General features: G+C 67.5%; 15 protein-coding genes. 9 read left to right on the top strand and 6 right to left on the bottom strand.

What is annotated here, in order from left to right:
- The first annotated feature begins 14 nt into the window (after positions 1-14).
- Both NRB20_RS39180 and NRB20_RS00130 read left to right on the top strand, forming a co-directional pair.
- On the top strand, positions 15-1,664 hold the full coding sequence (locus NRB20_RS39180) for a hypothetical protein (protein WP_319944247.1): 1,650 nt from the start codon (positions 15-17) through the stop codon (positions 1,662-1,664).
- Positions 1,665-1,820: 156 nt separating this feature from the next.
- The gene (locus tag NRB20_RS00130; protein ID WP_153407148.1) at positions 1,821-2,966 is read left to right on the top strand and encodes an alpha/beta hydrolase; all 1,146 of its coding nucleotides are present in this window, start codon (positions 1,821-1,823) and stop codon (positions 2,964-2,966) included.
- Here NRB20_RS00130 and NRB20_RS00125 read toward each other — a convergent pair whose 3' ends face one another.
- A complete protein-coding gene (locus tag NRB20_RS00125) occupies positions 2,967-4,187 on the bottom strand; it encodes an MFS transporter (protein WP_319944246.1) in 1,221 nt (406 codons plus the stop codon).
- Between the two features lie 80 nt (positions 4,188-4,267).
- Between NRB20_RS00125 and NRB20_RS00120 the strand changes: the two genes are divergently transcribed.
- Positions 4,268-5,179 (top strand): LysR family transcriptional regulator, encoded by a 912-nt coding sequence (locus NRB20_RS00120; protein WP_153407147.1) that lies wholly within the window; start codon positions 4,268-4,270, stop codon positions 5,177-5,179.
- Between the two features lie 198 nt (positions 5,180-5,377).
- A complete protein-coding gene (locus NRB20_RS00115; RefSeq protein WP_227833087.1) occupies positions 5,378-7,423 on the top strand; it encodes a CocE/NonD family hydrolase in 2,046 nt (681 codons plus the stop codon).
- 475 nt (positions 7,424-7,898) lie between these two features.
- Here NRB20_RS00115 and NRB20_RS00110 read toward each other — a convergent pair whose 3' ends face one another.
- From NRB20_RS00110 to NRB20_RS00090, 5 genes are all read right to left on the bottom strand, one after another.
- Positions 7,899-8,174 carry a hypothetical protein gene (locus NRB20_RS00110; protein ID WP_153407146.1) on the bottom strand — a complete coding sequence of 92 codons (276 nt, stop codon included), beginning with the start codon at positions 8,172-8,174 and terminating at the stop codon, positions 7,899-7,901.
- 12 nt (positions 8,175-8,186) lie between these two features.
- Positions 8,187-9,437 carry a bifunctional 3,4-dihydroxy-2-butanone-4-phosphate synthase/GTP cyclohydrolase II gene (locus NRB20_RS00105; RefSeq protein ID WP_319944245.1) on the bottom strand — a complete coding sequence of 417 codons (1,251 nt, stop codon included), beginning with the start codon at positions 9,435-9,437 and terminating at the stop codon, positions 8,187-8,189.
- On the bottom strand, positions 9,434-10,897 hold the full coding sequence (locus tag NRB20_RS00100; RefSeq protein WP_153407145.1) for a purine-cytosine permease family protein: 1,464 nt from the start codon (positions 10,895-10,897) through the stop codon (positions 9,434-9,436). The genes NRB20_RS00105 and NRB20_RS00100 overlap by 4 nt, the downstream gene beginning before the upstream one ends.
- 67 nt (positions 10,898-10,964) lie before the next feature.
- On the bottom strand, positions 10,965-11,471 hold the full coding sequence (locus NRB20_RS00095; protein WP_153407144.1) for a flavin reductase family protein: 507 nt from the start codon (positions 11,469-11,471) through the stop codon (positions 10,965-10,967).
- A gap of 29 nt (positions 11,472-11,500) precedes the next feature.
- Positions 11,501-11,926: an ester cyclase gene (locus tag NRB20_RS00090; RefSeq protein WP_153407143.1), complete on the bottom strand. Its 426-nt coding sequence runs from the start codon at positions 11,924-11,926 to the stop codon at positions 11,501-11,503.
- Positions 11,927-12,314: 388 nt separating this feature from the next.
- On the opposite strand from NRB20_RS00090, the gene NRB20_RS00085 reads away from it, so the two are divergent.
- Genes NRB20_RS00085 through NRB20_RS00065 form a run of 5 tightly spaced genes read left to right on the top strand, consistent with a single transcriptional unit; the run spans position 12,315 to position 16,756 of the window.
- Positions 12,315-12,938 carry an amino acid synthesis family protein gene (locus tag NRB20_RS00085; protein WP_153407142.1) on the top strand — a complete coding sequence of 208 codons (624 nt, stop codon included), beginning with the start codon at positions 12,315-12,317 and terminating at the stop codon, positions 12,936-12,938.
- Positions 12,935-13,486, top strand: a complete 552-nt coding sequence (locus tag NRB20_RS00080) for an amino acid synthesis family protein (protein ID WP_153407141.1) — start codon at positions 12,935-12,937, stop codon at positions 13,484-13,486. The genes NRB20_RS00085 and NRB20_RS00080 overlap by 4 nt, the downstream gene beginning before the upstream one ends.
- 2 nt (positions 13,487-13,488) lie before the next feature.
- Positions 13,489-14,220, top strand: coding sequence for an alpha/beta fold hydrolase (locus NRB20_RS00075; RefSeq protein WP_153407140.1), 732 nt, complete (start codon positions 13,489-13,491; stop codon positions 14,218-14,220).
- Positions 14,213-15,700, top strand: coding sequence for an aldehyde dehydrogenase (locus tag NRB20_RS00070; protein WP_153407139.1), 1,488 nt, complete (start codon positions 14,213-14,215; stop codon positions 15,698-15,700). The genes NRB20_RS00075 and NRB20_RS00070 overlap by 8 nt, the downstream gene beginning before the upstream one ends.
- Positions 15,701-15,712: 12 nt before the next feature.
- A complete protein-coding gene (locus NRB20_RS00065; protein WP_153407138.1) occupies positions 15,713-16,756 on the top strand; it encodes an LLM class flavin-dependent oxidoreductase in 1,044 nt (347 codons plus the stop codon).
- The last annotated feature ends 24 nt before the right edge of the window (positions 16,757-16,780 follow it).

Genomic DNA, 16,780 nt, shown 5'->3' with positions numbered 1-16,780 from the left:
GTAGAGGAGTTCGTGTGCGTAGTTCATACACTTTTCCGGTTGTCGAGGTGGTCGGGGCGGTTCCGGCGCGGACGGCGTATCTGATCGCCAGTGGGGATCTGCGGCCGGCGGCCAATGAGATGGGGTGGCCCACGCAGGTCGAGTTGGAGCGGATCGTGGCCGAGGCGTTCGGCAGGTTCGGGTGGAATGTGGTGCGGGGCAACGAGATCGATCCGGAGACGGGGCACGGGTTCATCAGCGGTCAGCGGATGGGCCTGGACGTGTTCGCCACCATTCCGCCGGATGCGCCGTTGATCGTGGCCGAGGCGGTGTGGCAGTACAGCCATCATGTGCTGGCGGGGCTGCGCACGCACCAGGGGCCGATTCTCACCGTGGCGAACTTCGCGGGGAAGTGGCCGGGACTGGTCGGATTGCTGAATCTCAATGCGGGACTTACGAAGATGCGTAAGCCGTATTCCACGATCTGGACGGTCGACGGCACCGATGAGTGGTTCCGCGACGGGATCCGCAGCTGGATCGAGACCGGGACGATCGCGCACGACGACTCGCATGTGCGTCCGCTGCCGGAACTGCCCGCGAGCCCGGAACGGGATCTGGGTGTCGCGCTGGCCGGAAAGCTGTTGCGGGACAAGGCCATCATCGGAATCTTCGATGAAGGCTGCATGGGTATGTACAACGCGATCTTCGACGACGAGATACTCAACGCGATCGGCATCTACAAGGAGCGCCTGTCGCAGAGCGCGCTGTGGGCCGAGATGCTCACCGTGCGTGAGGATGAGGCCGCCGAGATCGGTCGCTGGCTGCTCGACGCGGGGATGACCTTCAAACTCGGCACCGATCCGCGCACCGAACTGACGCAGGACCAACTGGACCTGCAATACAAGATGTACATCGCGGCACTGCGCATCGCCGACGACTTCGGCCTCGACGCGGTCGGAATCCAGTACCAGCAGGGCTTGAAGGATCTCGCCCCGGCATCCGACCTGGTCGAGGGCCTGATGAACAATGTCGAGCGGCCGCCGGTGCGCAGCCGCGACGGGCGGCGCGTGCTGTGGGAGGGCCGCGCGATCCCGAACTTCAACGAGGTCGACGAGGGCGTCGCGGTCGACTCGCTGGTGACCAACCGCGTCTGGACGGCGATGGGCCTGGACCCGGCCACCACCCTGCACGACATCCGCTGGGGCGAGGAATACGACGGACAGTTCGTCTGGGTCCTCGAGATCTCCGGTTCGGTGCCGCCCTCGCACTTCGCGAACGGTTACGCCGACGCCGAGGGCTGGCGGCAGGGACACATGTTCTTCCCCGCGGGCGGCGCCACCATCAACGGTATCTCCAAACCGGGCGAAATCGTCTGGTCCCGTGTGTATCTCGCGGACGGACGGCTCAATGTGGACATCGGCCGCGGCACGGTGGTCGCGCTGCCGCTCGAGGAGAGCCTGCGGCGCAAGAACGCCACCAACCCCGAATGGCCGATCATGAACGCCGTCCTGCACGGGGTGAGCCGCGATCAGTTCATGGCGCGGCACAAGGCGAACCACGCCAACGTGGTCTACGCACCCGACGCCGCGACCGCCGACAACGCGCTGCTGGTCAAGGCGGCCTGCTTCGACGCGCTGGGACTCGCCGTGCACCTGTGCGGCACAACGGCTTCGGTCGCGGACTGATCCGCGGCGGCGCGAGTCGGTTGGGGCGCACCGGCTTCGGGGGATCGGCGGGCCGAAGGTGCGGCGCGGCACGGTATTATGCGGGCCGCTGTCCGCTCTCGACGATCACCCGAAGCACTCGGGCAGCCCGAGGACATCGATGCGAGGCTTGTGGTGTTGAGTTTGACCGGCGACGCGCTGTTCTACACGGTCGTCGTCACGGCCGTGGTGGCGGTCGGCGTCACCCTGGTGGGCTGGAACCGATTGCGCGGACCGCGCGCGGTGCGGTGGCTGACCCGGCTATCGATGATCGTGTGCTGTCAATGTGCCGCAGTGGTTTCCGTCGCGGTGTGGGTCAACGACGCCAACGGCCTCTACACCTCGTGGGACGATCTGCTGGGTCGCACCCGGATGCCGACGGTGACCGCCGCCGACGCCACCGAGGAACCGCCGGTGACCTTCGAGAAGGCCGGTGACCGGCTCGTCGAAACCGATTACCAGGGCCCCGAATCCGGCCTGGACGGTGAGGTATTGGTCTGGACGCCACCGCAATACGACCAGGCCGCCTACCGCGATCACCGCTTCCCGGTGATCATGCTGCTGCACGGCGTGCCGGGGAGTCCGCTGGCGTGGATCAGGGGCGGGCGCGCCCCGGAGCTGCTCGGCGCGCTGATGCGGGACGGGACGCTGCCGCCCGCGATCCTGGTGATGCCGCGCATCAATCCGGGCAGCAACACCGACTGCGTCAACGTGCCCGGCGGCGCGCAGACCGCGACCTGGCTGGCACACGATGTGCCGCGAATGATCAGCTCCCAGTTCAGAGTTCGCGCCGACGCCAAGGGCTGGGCCCTGGCCGGAGACTCCACCGGCGGCTACTGCGCGGCCAAGCTACCGCTGCAATATCCGAAGGTGTTCGCCACCGGACTCGCCCTGAGCCCCGACGACTTCCACGGCGATCCGGCCATCATCGACGATCCGGCACTGCGCGCGGCCAACGATCCGACCCAGCTGGCCGCCCGGGGCATACCGGTGTCGCTGATGGTGGTCACCAGCTCCAGCGATCCGTCCAGCAGCCCGGCCAATGCTCGCGCGCTGTTCGATGCCGCTCGCGCGCCGACCCGGGTCGCCGCACCGCTGATCCTGCCCGAAGGCGGGCACAACTGGGGCACCTGGCAGGCCACGTATCCGACCGTATTCGGTTGGGTCGGTACACATTTGCGGCCGCCGTCGGACGGTCCGCTGATGAAACAGGCGACCGCTGTCACGCACGAGAACACCACCTACGTGTGTCCGCCGGATCAGCGTTGCGCGGGGACCCGGTAGCTAGCGCGGCTGCGCCTGCGGGAGTTTGCGCAGCGTGAACGCCAGGATCAGCACGCCCAGCACCAGCGCGCCGACGTAGACCGTGACCCCCGGCCACCCGTACGACCCGTAGGCCAGCCCGCCCAGCGACCCGCCGACGCTCGACCCGAGATAGTAGCAGAACAGGTACACCGCCGGACCCTGCACGTTCAGCGTCGCCGCCCGCGGCCCGACCCAGCCGCTGGCCACCGAGTGCGCGGCGAAGAATCCGGCCGTGGTGACGATCAGCCCGATCACGACGAACACGATGTTCGACGGCAGCATCAGGGCGATCCCGGCGAGGGTGATCAGCGCGGTGACCGGCAGCATGCGTGGGCGGCCCAGCACATCGACCAGGCGACCGGCGACGGTGGAGGAGATCGACCCCGCCAGATACACCACGAAGATCAGTCCGACGACGACCGGAGCCAGCGCGAACGGCGGGCGCAGCAGCCGGAAGCCGAGGTAGTTGTAGACCGTCACGAAGCAGCCCATCAGCAGGAAGCCACAGGCGAACAGCCGGACCAGACCCGAATCGGTGAAGCAGCGTCCCACGGCCCCGGCCAGATGTCGCACCCGCGGCGGACTCGGCTCGAAATGCGCCGAGGGCACGATATTGACCCGGAACACCACCGCGCACAGCAGCGCGACCACACCCACCACCGCGAGCGCCCAGCGCCAATTCGACAGGTCCAGTACGAAACTCGCGATCAGGCGGCCCGCCATCCCGCCGATCCCGTTGCCCGCGATGTACAGGCCCATCGCGAATCCCAGTGAGCGCCGGTCGATCTCCTCGGCCAGATACGACATCGCGGTGGCCTGCAATCCGGCCAGGGCCAGACCCTGGAGGGCGCGCAGCACGAGCAGGACCGCGAAGGTCGGGCTGAATGCCTGCGCGATACCGAGTACCGCGGCCGCGAACAGCGAGGCGGTCATCATCGAGGTGCGCCCGACGACGCCGGACAGCGCCGTCAGCGGGATGACGCCCACGGCCAGGCCCGCGGTGCCGAGCGACACCGCCAGGCTCGACGCGGCCGGGGTCAGCCCGAATTGCGTACTCAACGCGGGCAGCAGCGCCTGGACGCAGTACAGCGTCGTGAAAGTCGCCAGTCCGGACGCGAACAGCGCCAGCGTGATGCGGCGGAAACCGGGGGTGCCGTGCAGATGCCGCAGCACAGTGGATTCGGAAGGCAGGGTTTTCACGTGTATCGACCGTAAGCAGTGCCGTATGATTCGTCCAATACGCAGAAATTCCGAAAACAATTCACTGGTGGATTATTGCCATGGACGACCCGCTGACCACGAACCTGCTGGCCCTGGCGCCGCGCCTGGCGCTGCTGGACGCCCTGGTCGATGAGAGCAACCTCACCCGAGCAGCCGCGATAGTGGGCGTCCCGCAGCCGACCGCGAGCCGCTGGCTCACCGAACTGGCCGAGCATCTGGGCACGCCCGTGGTCAGCCGGATCGGTCGGGGGATCCGGCTCACCCATGCCGGACAGCAGCTGGCCGAGTCGGCGCGGCGGGCGTCGGCGGAGCTGCGGTTGGGGTTGCGGGCCGCGTTGTCCGAGGCCGATCCGGAGCGCGGACACGTCTCGCTGGCCTTCCTGCACACCATGGGCGGTGTGCGTGTGCCCGAACTGCTGGCCGGATTCCGTGCCGCGCATCCGGGCGTCCGGTTCACCCTCGTGCAGGGCGCGAGCGAGGATCTGCTGCACCGGCTCAGCATCGGGGAGGCGGATCTGGTGCTCACCGCGCCGCTGCCGGTCCACGATCCGGGTTTCGAAACCTCGGCCATCGCGAAGCAGCCACTGGTGGCCGTGGTTCCGACCGGACATCCGCTGGCCGCCCGCGCTCGCGTCGGGCTCACCGAACTCATCGAGTCCGAATTCGTCTCGCTCAAACCGGGTTTCGGTTTGCGGCGCATCATCGACGACCTGTTCGCGCAGGCGGGCTGCACGCCGCGGGTCTCGTTCGAAGGTGAGGAAGCGGATACGCTGCGCGGTATGGTCGCCGCGCGTCTGGGTGTCGCGATCCTCCCGGAATCCGAGCCGCTGCCCAATCCGGGCACGATCGAAATCCCGCTGCACCCAGCGGCTTTCCGGGAGATCGGCCTGGCGTGGTCGGCGGATCGGACGTTGGCGCCGGTGGTGCGGATGTTCCGCGATTACGTCGAGAGATCGTCCGACCGCACCTGAGGTCGGAGCGCATTCTACGGCTCGGGGCGGTGGTGGCCGTTGTGAACGGGGCCAAGATCGGGTCGGGGCGGCAGGGAATGGGCTCAATCGTGCGGTGATGCGGGGGTTCGGTGTGGACCCGATGTTAGGTTCGGGGAAATCTCGAATCGATCGCTTCCCGCTGCCCGCGCGGTGTGCCGGGGAGGGGATGAGGTGACGATGTTGTCACGGTGGGGAATTCGCGTGGGGGCGATGCGCCGGGCCGGGGTGTTCGCCTGTGTGATGTTGCTGGTCGCGGGTGGGGTGTGGGGTTTGCGGGCCGCTTCCGCCTCACCGGTCACCACCGGGGTGGGCGCGTGGACCGCGACCGCGGACGGGCCGCAGCGCTACACCGCTGTGCACGTCGACTGGGATGTGCCGATCCGGATGAGTGACGGAATCGTGTTGAAGGCCAACATCTATCGTCCGATGGACGCGGCCGGACACATCGTCTCGGACCCGTTGCCGACGATCGTGAACCTGACGCCGTACACGAAACTCGTCACCAATCTGATCGATTCGGCCATGGCGATCCCGAAGCTGCAACCGCTGGCACTCGAACTGGCCCGCTCGATCGATCTGACCGGAACTCCGATCAGCGGTTTCGGCGATCTGGTGCACGCGATCAACGGTGGTGCGATCTCGATCTTCGGGGTCGACCGGAACCTCATCCGCAGCGGCTACACGATGGTGGTGGCCGATGTGCGCGGCACCGGATTCTCGCAGGGGGATTGGCAGACCCTGTGCGCGCGTGAGCAATTGGACACCCGTGAGGTGATCGACTGGGCCGCTGGCCAGCCGTGGTCGGACGGCAAGGTCGGGATGAGCGGCATGTCGTATTCGGGTATCAACCAGTTGCAGGCCGCCGAGAACGCGCCCGCGCCCCTGAAGGCGATCTTCCCTGTCGAACCGGGCAGCGATCTGGTCCGTGACGTGGTCGCACCCGGCGGCGGTCTGGGCACGACGTTCATGCCGCTGTGGCTGTCCCTGGTCAACGTGCTCAAACTCGTCCCGGACGTGCGATCCATGTTGACCGGGACGTTCGACTGGAAGTGGCTCGCGGACCGGGTGGCCGATCCGCTGACCATGTTCGACGCACTGCTGGCGGCGCTGACCGTCCCCACCGTGGACGCCGTACCCCCGACGCTGGCGACGCTGTTGCGCTCGGATTCCCCGTTCCGCGAAGGGGTTACGGGTCATCCGGAACGAATCACGGTGCCCGCGTTCGTCTATGACGGCTGGCACGACATCTTCGCCAACAGTGCTGCGAACATCTACAACGCCATCCCGCTGCCCGCGGGCGACAAACAGCTGCTGATGGGCGACACCTATCACATGAGCCCCGGCTCCGGCACCGGAATGCCCGGCGGCCCACCACGATTGGACGTATTGCAGCGCGCCTGGTTCGACCACTGGCTCAAGGGCGTCGACAACGGCATCACCTCCTACGGTCCGGTGACGATGCGTCAGCAGGGCGGCGGCTGGGTGACCAGCACCCGATTCCCCGAACCGGGCATCGAATACCGCCGCGTCTACCTGTCGGCGGCCCCCAGCGGCACCGCCTCCGGCACCATTCACGACGGCTCCCTGACCCCCACCGTGCCCGGCCGCGACCGCCTCACCATCGCCCCCGGCCTGACCAACATCTGCTCCCGCGACGCCGCCCAGGGCTCCATGGGCATCACCGCCGTACTCGACGTGTGCGCGAAGGACAACCGCGTCGCGGAAACCAACGGCCTCACCTTCACCAGCCCACCCGTGACCACGTCGACGGTGATCTCCGGCCCCATCAGCATCCACCTGAACACGGTGCAGGACGCCCTCGACGGCTACTGGGACGTCACCGTCGACGACGTCGCCCCCGACGGCACCTCGACGGTCCTGACCACCGGCCAACTCACCGCCTCCCTACGCGCGGTCGACCAGTCCAAGAGCCTGCGTTCCCCCAACGGCGACTACACCCAGCCCTACAACGACCTCACCCTCGCCACCCTCCGCCCCGCCATCCCCGGCCAACCAACCCCCTTGGACATCGCCATCATCCCCACCGACGCCGTCCTCCAACCAGCCCACCGCCTCCGCATAGACATCTTCGCCGGCAACTTCCCCAAATCCCTGGCCCTCCGCCCCCTCCTCAACAACACCCAACTCGCCCCCCAACACCTCGACCTGGACCCCACATCCCCGAGCTTCGTCAACCTCCCCACCACCACACCGATCCCGTAATACAACGGTATTGCCAAGTTGCGCAGCGTATTTCGCATTTCAGCCACGGCCCGGCGACGGGCTGGATGTCGTACGTTGAACGGATACCGGTCCGATCGGCGGATACCTACCGTGGAACTGAGCTCGACATCGCTCGATGCTCGAAGTATCCGCCGATCAATGAAGGAGAGTTCCGATGGCGTGTACGTGCCAATGTGCGTGGTGCAAAGAGGCTCGCGTGAACCAGTACTCGAATCACCGTTGCAGCCAGATCCCGAAATGCTCTCAGACGAAGGCGAATTAGCGTCTGCGCCGGGGTGGCGGGGACCAGGGGTGCGGTCACGGTGATGGGCCGGATCCAGGGGCGAACTCGCCACGTCGGTGGATCGAACTGCTTGCCGCGAATGCTCGGGCGGTGACGAGCGGGCGGCTGGCTGTGCGGTCCTCGGGGCTACTTTGCTCGGAATCCTTTGGAGAGCAGTGCATTCAGAGTGTTTCAGTAGTTTTCGTCGTCGACGAGGTCGCAGATTTCGGTGGTGGGGGTGCCGATGAAACCGGCTCGGGCGATGATGGCGCGGAGGGCGGGGTCGGTGAGGAAAGCTTCGACGGCAGCGGGGGTGGGGAAGTCGGTGAGGACGGTGATGTCGTTGCCGGTGCGGTAGATGCGGTGGGCGGTTGCGCCGTGGGTGCGGCGGTTGGTTCGGTGGGCGGCGAAGGCGGTGCGCCAGGTTTCGAAGTTCTCGACGCGGTGGCGGGTGATGAGGGTGGTCATGGGGCTCCTGGGTCAGGCGTGGGCGGCGGTGGGAGCTCGGTGGCCGAGGCGGTCCTGTTTGGTGTGGAGGTAGTGGAGGTTGTCGGGGGTGGGGGTGGTGTGCAGTGGGGTGGTGCGTAGGACGGTGGTGCCCAGGGTGGTCAGTTCGGATTCCTTGTGGGGGTTGTTCGTCATCAGGTTGATCGAGCGGATGTGCAGGGCGGCAAGGATTTTCGCGGCGATGGTGTAGTCGCGGGCGTCGACGGGGAGGCCGAGGGCGGTGTTGGCGTCCACGGTGTCGTAGCCGTGTTCCTGGAGTTGGTAGGCGCGTAGTTTCCGCAGCAGGCCGATGCCGCGGCCTTCATGGCCGCGCAGGTAGATCACCGCACCGGTCCCCACTCGCGCGATTTCGGTGAGGGCGTGGTCGAGTTGTGGGCCGCAGTCGCAGCGGTGGGAGCCGAAGACGTCGCCGGTGAGGCATTCGGAATGTACGCGGATCAGCACGTCGTCGCGGTCGGTGAGGTCGCCGAGGGTCAGTACGAGATGTTCGGCACCGTCGTCGGTGGCGACGGCGGTGGCCTCGAAGACACCGTGCGGGGTGGGCAGGCGGACGGCGGGGCCGGTGATCAGCGGTGCCTGCCAGCGGCGGTAGCGGATCAGGTCGGCGATGGCGAGCCGGTGCAGGTGGTGCGTCTCGCAGAAGCGGTCGAGGTCCGCGCCGCGGGTCATGGTGCCGTCGTCGTTCACGATCTCGCAGATCGCCCCGGCGGGCCGAAGCCCGGCCATCGTGACCAGATCGATCGCCGCCTCGGTGTGCCCGGCGCGTTCGAGCACCCCGCCGGGGCGGGCCCGCAGCGGGAAGACGTGGCCCGGCCGGGTGAGCTGGTCGGGGCGGGTGTCCCCGGCGGCGAGCAGACGGATCGTGCGCGCGCGGTCCGCCGCCGAAATGCCGGTGCTCACACCGTCTTTCGCATCCACGCTGATCGCGTACGCGGTGCCCTTGGGATCCTGATTGTGCGCGCAGATCGGCGGCAGCGCCAGCGCGTCGAGCCGCTCACCCGACATCGGCACGCACAACACCCCCGAGCCGTGCCGGACCGTGAAGGCCACCAGCTCCGGCGTCGCGCATTCGGCGGCGAAGATCAGATCACCCTCGTTCTCCCGGTCGTGATCGTCGACCACGACCACCGCGCGTCCGGCCGCGATCTCGGCCACCGCGCGCTCGACCTCGGCCACGAACGGTGCGTCAGGGGCGGGTAGCGGACGAAATACGTTGCCGCTCACAGTGATTCCTCACCCAGCGCGATCGGTGCCGCCACCGGCCCGGCGAGCCGCGCAGCCCGCACCGACCCGCTGCTGCGACGCAACCCCGGCAGCCGATAGGTGAGCAGATACACCACCGAAGCCACCACGAACCCGACCACATAGGTCAGATCCCCCCAGCCGGGCTGATGCACGCTCACCCACCCCTGATAGAAGGACAGATTCCAGAACGGCACCGAGGCGATCACACCGACGACCCACGCGACGAAACCCCATTCCAGCAAACGGTTTTCGTCGTAGAGCTCGCCGATCCGCTCCTTGTTCCTGCGCCCGCCGACGAAGTAGTCGAACAGCAGCGCCGCACCGAACGGCGCGATCAGATACGCGCCCAGGAACAGGAAGTTCTTGAACTTCGCCTCGAACCCCGCGTCCGCCCACAGGCTGATGACATACGAGATGACGCAGATCGCGATCACCGCGGTCCGCCGGCTCACCGGAATCCGCAGTGTCTGAACGGAAATCGCGCCACCGTAGACGTTCAGGAAGTTCTGCGAGAACGAGGACAGCATCACCACGATCAGCGCCAGCGGAGCCCACGACCCGGTCAGCCGGGCCAGCGCGTCGATCGGCTGCTCACCGGTCACGGCCGAACCGCCCAGTACCGCACCGGCGATCCCCAGCCAGCTCAGCGTGATGAAGTTACCGGCCACCGTGTACGCCCCGGCCCGCTTGGCGGTGCCGTCGTCATCGGGCAGATACCGCGAATAATCCGAGGCGAACGGCCACCAGGCGATCAGGAAGGACAGGAAGAATCCCGCGAAGGTGATCCAGCCACCGGCTCCGCCGATGTAGAAGCGCGCGTGCGGATTCGCGTGGAAACCCACTGTCGTGCTGTGCGTGATCGAGACGACGGTGATCATGACGAACCCGAGGAACAGCACCACCGACAGGATCTTCTGCAGGAAGTGGATCATGTTGTACCCGAACACGGCCACCACCAGCTGAATGCTGACCAGCACCAACGCCGAGAGCCAGAACGGCACCGCGGGCGCGAGCCGGTGGATGGCCTGCGCGCCCAGGATGATCGTCACCGCCGCCCAGCCGATCCCGGCGAAGATGTTGATGTATGCCACCGGCACGAAGTTGCCGAAGAACCCCAGCGGCCCCCGCGACTGGATCTGCTGCGGCACCCCCAGCCGCGCGCCCATCTGCGACAGCACGCCCATCACGATCGCCCCGAGCAGGGAGCCGAGCACGATCGCCGTCACCGCCGCGGTCAGCGACAGCCCGTAGCTGACCGCCGAGAACCCGAGCACCATGATCGGAAAGTTCATCCCCGCGGCGAACCAGATGGAGAACTGCGACCGCGGGGTGCCGTGCCGTTCGACGTCGGGTATGTGATCGACGCCGTACGGCTCGATCGCGGCGACCTTGCTGCGATACTGCCGGTCTTCGGTGTCCGAGGACGGAGTCTGGGACATGGGTACCTCCGGAAAAGCCACGTCGTTATGGCTGTGATGAGTGAGATCTGTTGTCGGAGAGCTGAGTTCAGGGCAGTGGGGTGAGCTTGCCGCCGTCGTGGAACCGGCCCGCGCTGTAGATCATCGGCGCCTGCGCACCGACCTCGGCGTGCACGACCCGGCAGATGAACACGGTGTGCGTGAGCGTCTGCAACCGTTCGCGGATCTCGGTTTCCATCCGCGCGCTGCTGCCCTCCAGCAGTGGACTGCCGAAAGGGCCTGGCCGCCAATCCGATTCGCGGAACTTGTCGTCGGATTTGGACGCGAACCGCGCCGCGACCTCGCCCTGAGCCGCGGACAGGATGTTGATCGCGAGATGCTCGGCGCGGAACAGGCAGTCGTGCGTGTTCGAGGTGCGCTGCACGCAGACCATCACGGTCGGCGGGGTCAGCGAGATACTGGCGAATGCGTTGACCGCCAAGCCTTTCGGCCGCTGCTCGTCCATCGCGGTGATCACGGTGACGCCGGTGACGAACTGCCGGTTGACCTGTTTCATCAGGTCCGGATCGGCGGTCTGCTGGGAGAGCTGGGACATGGTGGGAACTCCGGGTTGTCGCGGTGGATTCAGTCCTGGCCGAGGCTGATGATGCCCAGGGCGGACAGCAGTGCGCGGGGATCCCACGTCACGTGCTCCTCGGTGATGCGGTCGTCCTCGAAGCGGGCGAAGGTCGCCCCGCTCACCCGCACGCTGCGGCCGGTGGTGGGGATGCCGAGGAATTCGCCGGTGTGGCTGCCGGTGCTGTGCCAGCGGATCGCGGCCGAATCCCGGTCCAGCACGATCTCGTCGATGGTGGTGCTCAGATCCGGGAACGCGGCGCGGGTGGACAGTATCGACGCCTTGAAATTCTCCAGATCCTGCGCCGGTGCGTGCGTGCCGTGGCGCTGGTAACCCGGGCTCAGCAGGGCGTCGAACGCGTCGACCTCCCCGTGATCCCAGGCGCGTGCCCACGCGTCGGCGATGCGGGTGCGCCGTGCGGTGAGGTCGGTCATGGGTACTCCTGATCAGGTTCGCCCGACGCGGATTCGGGATCCGTGGCGGCGAACGCGGACTCGGCGCGTCGATCGCGCCGCGGTGTGCTCGATGTGATGTGACCCGGTCGGTCATCGGGCGACGGTGTCGCGGATCGATGGCCCGGCGTGGGGGAGAGGCTTGTCGAGCGACTCTCCGGCCGCTCTGCCATGCAAGAGATTATTAGGCGCGTCACATTCCGGTGTCAATGGCTTCGCGGTGCGCAATTGCGGCCGGAGCTCTCGAAGCGCCGAATAAATGCGGGTCTACATGCATAGATGCGGCATTCGGGAGCGTATTCACCGCCGTGGAGACGTTGTTTGCATCATCCCCTTGACCGAATCAACGGCCCGCTCTACTGTTCCTTGTATGCAAGCGTCCAATGGTGTCGGGGCCCACATAGAGATCCGCAAGCTATCGCTCTATCGCGAGGAGACCCTGACCGAGGCGGGCCGCCCGCCCGCCCGTCCGGCATTCCGCGCCAGCGTCGCGGCCGTGGTGTCCAACCCGTGGGTGGGCACCCCGGCCACCACCGACCTGTCCGCCGCGGCGATCGCGATGGCGCCGCGACTGGCAAAGGTGTTGACCGACAAGCTGATTCAAGCGCTCGGCGGCGTCGATGCGATCGAGGCGTTCGGCAAGGCCGCCATCGTCGGCACCGCCGGGGAGATCGAGCACGGCGGCGCGCTGATCCACACCCCGTATTTCGGGAATCTCGTGCGCGAGTTCCTGGCGGGGGAGTCGATCATCTGCTTCGCCGACGCCCGCGCCGATGCCGGGGAGACGCTGGTCGTGCCGCTCTGGCACAAGGAGCACGCCGCGACGCGCAGTCACTACCAGACCGTCAGCGCCCGGGTGCCCGACGCACCCCGCGCCGACGAGATCGTCGTCATCGCCGCCGCGTCGACCGGCCCGCGCCCGCATCCGCGCATCGGCGACCGCACCACCGACCCCGCAGTCACCGCCCAGAAACTGGAGGAAGTCCGCTCATGATCGTCCGCAAGATCGTCACCGTCGTCGAGGAGATCCTGACCGAGGGCGGCCGGGCCGTCAGCCCGGCCGCGCGCGTTGCCATCGTGGCCGCCGTCATCGAGAATCCTTGGGCCGGACAGGGTTTCGTGGAGGATCTGAGTTCCGGCATCGAGGACAACGCCTCACCGCTGGGAGAACTGTTGGCCCCCAAGGTGATCGAGGCGCTCGGCGCGGAGGCGCAGGCGTACGGCAAGGCCGCGATCGTGGGCCTGAACGGGGAGATCGAGCACGGTTCGGGCCTGATCCACACGCTGAAGTTCGGTGACCACTTCCGCAAGGCCGCCAATGCCACCACCCTGCTGCCCGCGGTGGAGAAGCGCGGCCCGGCCGGGATCGTGTTCGACATCCCGCTCAAACACATCACCGACGCGACCATCCGCTCGCACCACCAGACCGTCGAGGTGCGCATCGCCGACGCCCCCCATCCGGACGAGATCGTCATCGCGCTGGCCGCGGCCGCCCAGGGCCGCCCGCAGCAGCGCCTCGCACCACTGACCACCGAGCAGTAGGCATGGGCGAACCAACCCTGGTACTGCTGCACGGCGTCGGGCTCGATCACACCGTGTGGGAGCCGGTCGCCGAACTGCTCGCCGACCGGTACACGCTGATCACCCCCGATCTGCCGGGGCACGGTGCGCGCCCGCCCGTCCCGGCGGGCACCACACTCGCCGACCTCTCTGAGGGGGTGGTCGGTGAGATTCCGCCCGGTTCGCATCTGGTGGGCTTCTCGCTCGGCGCGCTGGTCGCGCAGTATCTCGCACTGCACCGGCCCGGCCTGGCGGCCACGCTGACCTCGGTGAGTTCGGTATGCCGCCGCACCGAGGCCGAACGCACGGCCGTGCTGTCCCGGTTGCGGACCGCCCAGGTCGATTTCGAGGCGAGTACCGCCGCGTCGATCGATCGCTGGTACGAGGGCACCGGGGTCGATCCGGAATGGGTGCGCAGGACGCGAGAGACGTTGGCGGGCAACGACATCGACTCCTTCGTGAACTGCTATCGCGTCTTCGCCACCGCGGACGCCGACCTGGCCCCCGCCCTGGGCGACATCACCGTTCCGGCGCTGGCCGTCACCGGCGCGGACGATCCCGGTTCCACCCCGGAGATGACCCACCGCCTGGCGACGGCCCTGCCGGACTGTCGCGAGGTGATCATCCCGAACGCCCGGCACATGCTTCCCGTGCAGCGCCCACGCGAACTCGTCGCCGCCATCACCACTTTCATCGGAGAGCACGCACATGTCTGATCTCGACCAACTACAGCACTTCATCGGCGGCGAGCCGGTCGCGCCCGATTCCGGTGAATACTTCGAGAGCACCAACCCGGCCAACCGCGAGACGCTGTATCAGGCGGCGCGCGGCAACGCCGCCGACGTCCAGCGCGCCGTCGCCGCGGCCAGGACCGCGTTCGAGAATCCGCGCTGGCGCGATCTGAGCCAGACCCGCCGCGGCCGGCTGCTGCGCCGCCTCGGCGATCTGATCGGTGAGAACGCCGAGGAACTCGCGCGCATGGAGGTACTCGACAACGGAAAGTTGTTGCGCGAGATGCGAGGTCAGCTCGCGACCGTGCCCGAGTACTACTATTACTACGCCGGTCTGGCCGACAAGATCCACGGCGATGTGGTCCCGGCCTCGGACCGCCGGGTGCTCAACTACACGCTGCGCGAGCCGCTCGGCGTCGTCGGCGCGATCACGCCCTGGAATTCGCCGCTGACCCTCACCACCAGCAAGCTCGCCCCCGCGCTCGCGGTCGGGAATACGGTGGTGGTCAAGCCTTCCGAACACACCTCACGCACGGCGCTGCGGCTGGCCGAACTCGCGCTGGAGGCGGGTTTTCCCGCAGGCGTGGTGAACGTCGTGACCGGTTTCGGGGCCGAGGCCGGGCAGGCGCTGGTCGATCATCCGGACCTGGCGAAGATCTCGTTCACCGGCAGCACCGCGACCGGAGCCCGGATCGCCGCGGCCACCGCGCGCCGCTTCATCGGCTCCACGCTCGAACTCGGCGGCAAGTCCCCGAACATCGTCTTCGCCGACGCCGACGTGGCCAATGCCGCGATGGGCGTGGTCGCGGGCATCTTCGCCGCGGCCGGGCAGACCTGCATCGCGGGCAGCCGCGTCTTCGCCCAGCGCGCGGTCTACGACGAGCTGCTCGAGCGGGTCACCGAGCGCGCCAGGACGATTCGCATCGGCGACCCGCTGGACGCCGACACCGAACTCGGCCCGCTGGCCTTCGAGGATCAGCGCGACAAGGTCGCCGGATACGTCGATCTGGGCCGCAGCGAGGGCGCGCGGGTGGTGACCGGCGGACAGGTCAGCGACGGCGGCCTGGGCGGCTACTTCTACGAGCCCACCATCCTGGTCGACGTGCACAACGACATGCGCGTGGTGCGCGAGGAGATCTTCGGCCCGGTCGTGGCGATCATGCCGTTCGACACCGAGGACGAGGTGGTCCGGCTCGCCAACGACACCGACTACGGCCTGGCCGCCGGTGTCTGGACCACGAATCTCGCTCGCGCACACCGGATGGCCTCGCGCCTGGACGCGGGCACGGTGTGGGTGAACACCTATCGCGCCATGTCACCGATGTCGCCGCGGCAGGGCTTCAAGAGCAGTGGCGTGGGCATCGAGCACGGCACCGAGACGGTCAAGGAGTACACGCGCCTGAAGAGCGTCTGGATCAACACGAGCGAGGATCCGGTCGCGGACCCGTTCACCATGCGGAGCTGAGGAGAGACAGCCATGAGATTTTCGTTGTTCGCGCACATGGAGCGCTGGGACGAGAACGTCACGCACCGAGAGCTTTTCGAGAATCTGGCCGAGCTGACGCTGCTGGCCGAAGCCGGTGGATTCGAGACCGTGTGGATCGGTGAGCACCACGCGATGGAGTACACCATCTCGCCGAGCCCGATGCCGCTGCTGGCCTATCTGGCCGGGCAGACCTCGACGATCCGGCTCGGTGCGGGCACCATCATCGCGCCGTTCTGGAATCCGATCCGCGCGGCCGGGGAATGCGCGCTGCTGGACGTGATCAGCAACGGCCGCATGGAGGTCGGCATCGCGCGCGGCGCCTACCAGATCGAATTCGACCGTCTCGCAAGCGGATTGCGTGCCACCGACGGCGGTAAGCACCTGCGCGAACTGGTGCCCGCGGTGCGCGCGCTGTGGCAGGGCGACTACGCGCACGACGGCGAGATCTGGCAGTTCCCGACCGCGACGAGCGTGCCCAAGCCGGTACAGCGGCCCACCCCGCCGATGTGGATCGCCGCGCGCGATCCGGACTCGCACGATTTCGCCGTCGCGCAGGGCTGCAATGTGATGGTGACGCCGCTGATGAAGGGCGACGAGGAGGTCGTGGACCTCAAGCGCAAGTTCGACACCGCCGTCGGCAATCATCCCGAGGTGAGCAAACCGCAGATCATGGTGCTGCGGCACACCTACGTGCACGCGGCGAGCGATCCGGACGGCTGGCGGCCCGCGGCCGAGGGCATCCAGAAGTACTACCGGACCTTCGACGCCTGGTTCGGCAACAAGACCGTGCCGTCGAACGGATTCCTCGAGCCGAGCCCGGTGTCGAAATTCGCCGAAAGGCCGGAATTCGCACCGGAATCGCTGCACAAGACCGCGATGATCGGCACCCCGGAAGAGGTGATCGATCGGCTGCGGTTCTATCAGGAACTCGGTATCGACGAGTTCAGCTTCTGGACCGACAACACGCTCTCGCACGAGCAGAAGCGCACATCGCTGGAATTGTTCATCAACGAAGTGGTTCCGGCGTTCCGCTGAGGTAGGGGTCGCACCATGCAAGCA

The organism is Nocardia macrotermitis, from assembly GCF_009604405.1.
Lineage (GTDB): Bacteria > Actinomycetota > Actinomycetes > Mycobacteriales > Mycobacteriaceae > Nocardia > Nocardia macrotermitis.
Note: the sequence above shows the minus strand (reverse complement) of the source record. Positions and strands in the feature narration are given on the sequence as shown.

What these genes read in the sequence shown, in the direction of transcription:
- NRB20_RS00120 (WP_153407147.1), top strand. Translation starts at nt 4,268, where the DNA reads ATGGACGACCCGCTGACCACGAACCTGCTGGCCCTGGCGCCGCGCCTG.
- NRB20_RS00115 (WP_227833087.1), top strand. Translation starts at nt 5,378, where the DNA reads ATGTTGTCACGGTGGGGAATTCGCGTGGGGGCGATGCGCCGGGCCGGG.
- NRB20_RS00110 (WP_153407146.1), bottom strand. Translation starts at nt 8,174, where the DNA reads ATGACCACCCTCATCACCCGCCACCGCGTCGAGAACTTCGAAACCTGG.
- NRB20_RS00100 (WP_153407145.1), bottom strand. Translation starts at nt 10,897, where the DNA reads ATGTCCCAGACTCCGTCCTCGGACACCGAAGACCGGCAGTATCGCAGC.
- NRB20_RS00095 (WP_153407144.1), bottom strand. Translation starts at nt 11,471, where the DNA reads ATGTCCCAGCTCTCCCAGCAGACCGCCGATCCGGACCTGATGAAACAG.
- NRB20_RS00090 (WP_153407143.1), bottom strand. Translation starts at nt 11,926, where the DNA reads ATGACCGACCTCACCGCACGGCGCACCCGCATCGCCGACGCGTGGGCA.
- NRB20_RS00085 (WP_153407142.1), top strand. Translation starts at nt 12,315, where the DNA reads ATGCAAGCGTCCAATGGTGTCGGGGCCCACATAGAGATCCGCAAGCTA.
- NRB20_RS00080 (WP_153407141.1), top strand. Translation starts at nt 12,935, where the DNA reads ATGATCGTCCGCAAGATCGTCACCGTCGTCGAGGAGATCCTGACCGAG.
- NRB20_RS00075 (WP_153407140.1), top strand. Translation starts at nt 13,489, where the DNA reads ATGGGCGAACCAACCCTGGTACTGCTGCACGGCGTCGGGCTCGATCAC.
- NRB20_RS00070 (WP_153407139.1), top strand. Translation starts at nt 14,213, where the DNA reads ATGTCTGATCTCGACCAACTACAGCACTTCATCGGCGGCGAGCCGGTC.
- NRB20_RS00065 (WP_153407138.1), top strand. Translation starts at nt 15,713, where the DNA reads ATGAGATTTTCGTTGTTCGCGCACATGGAGCGCTGGGACGAGAACGTC.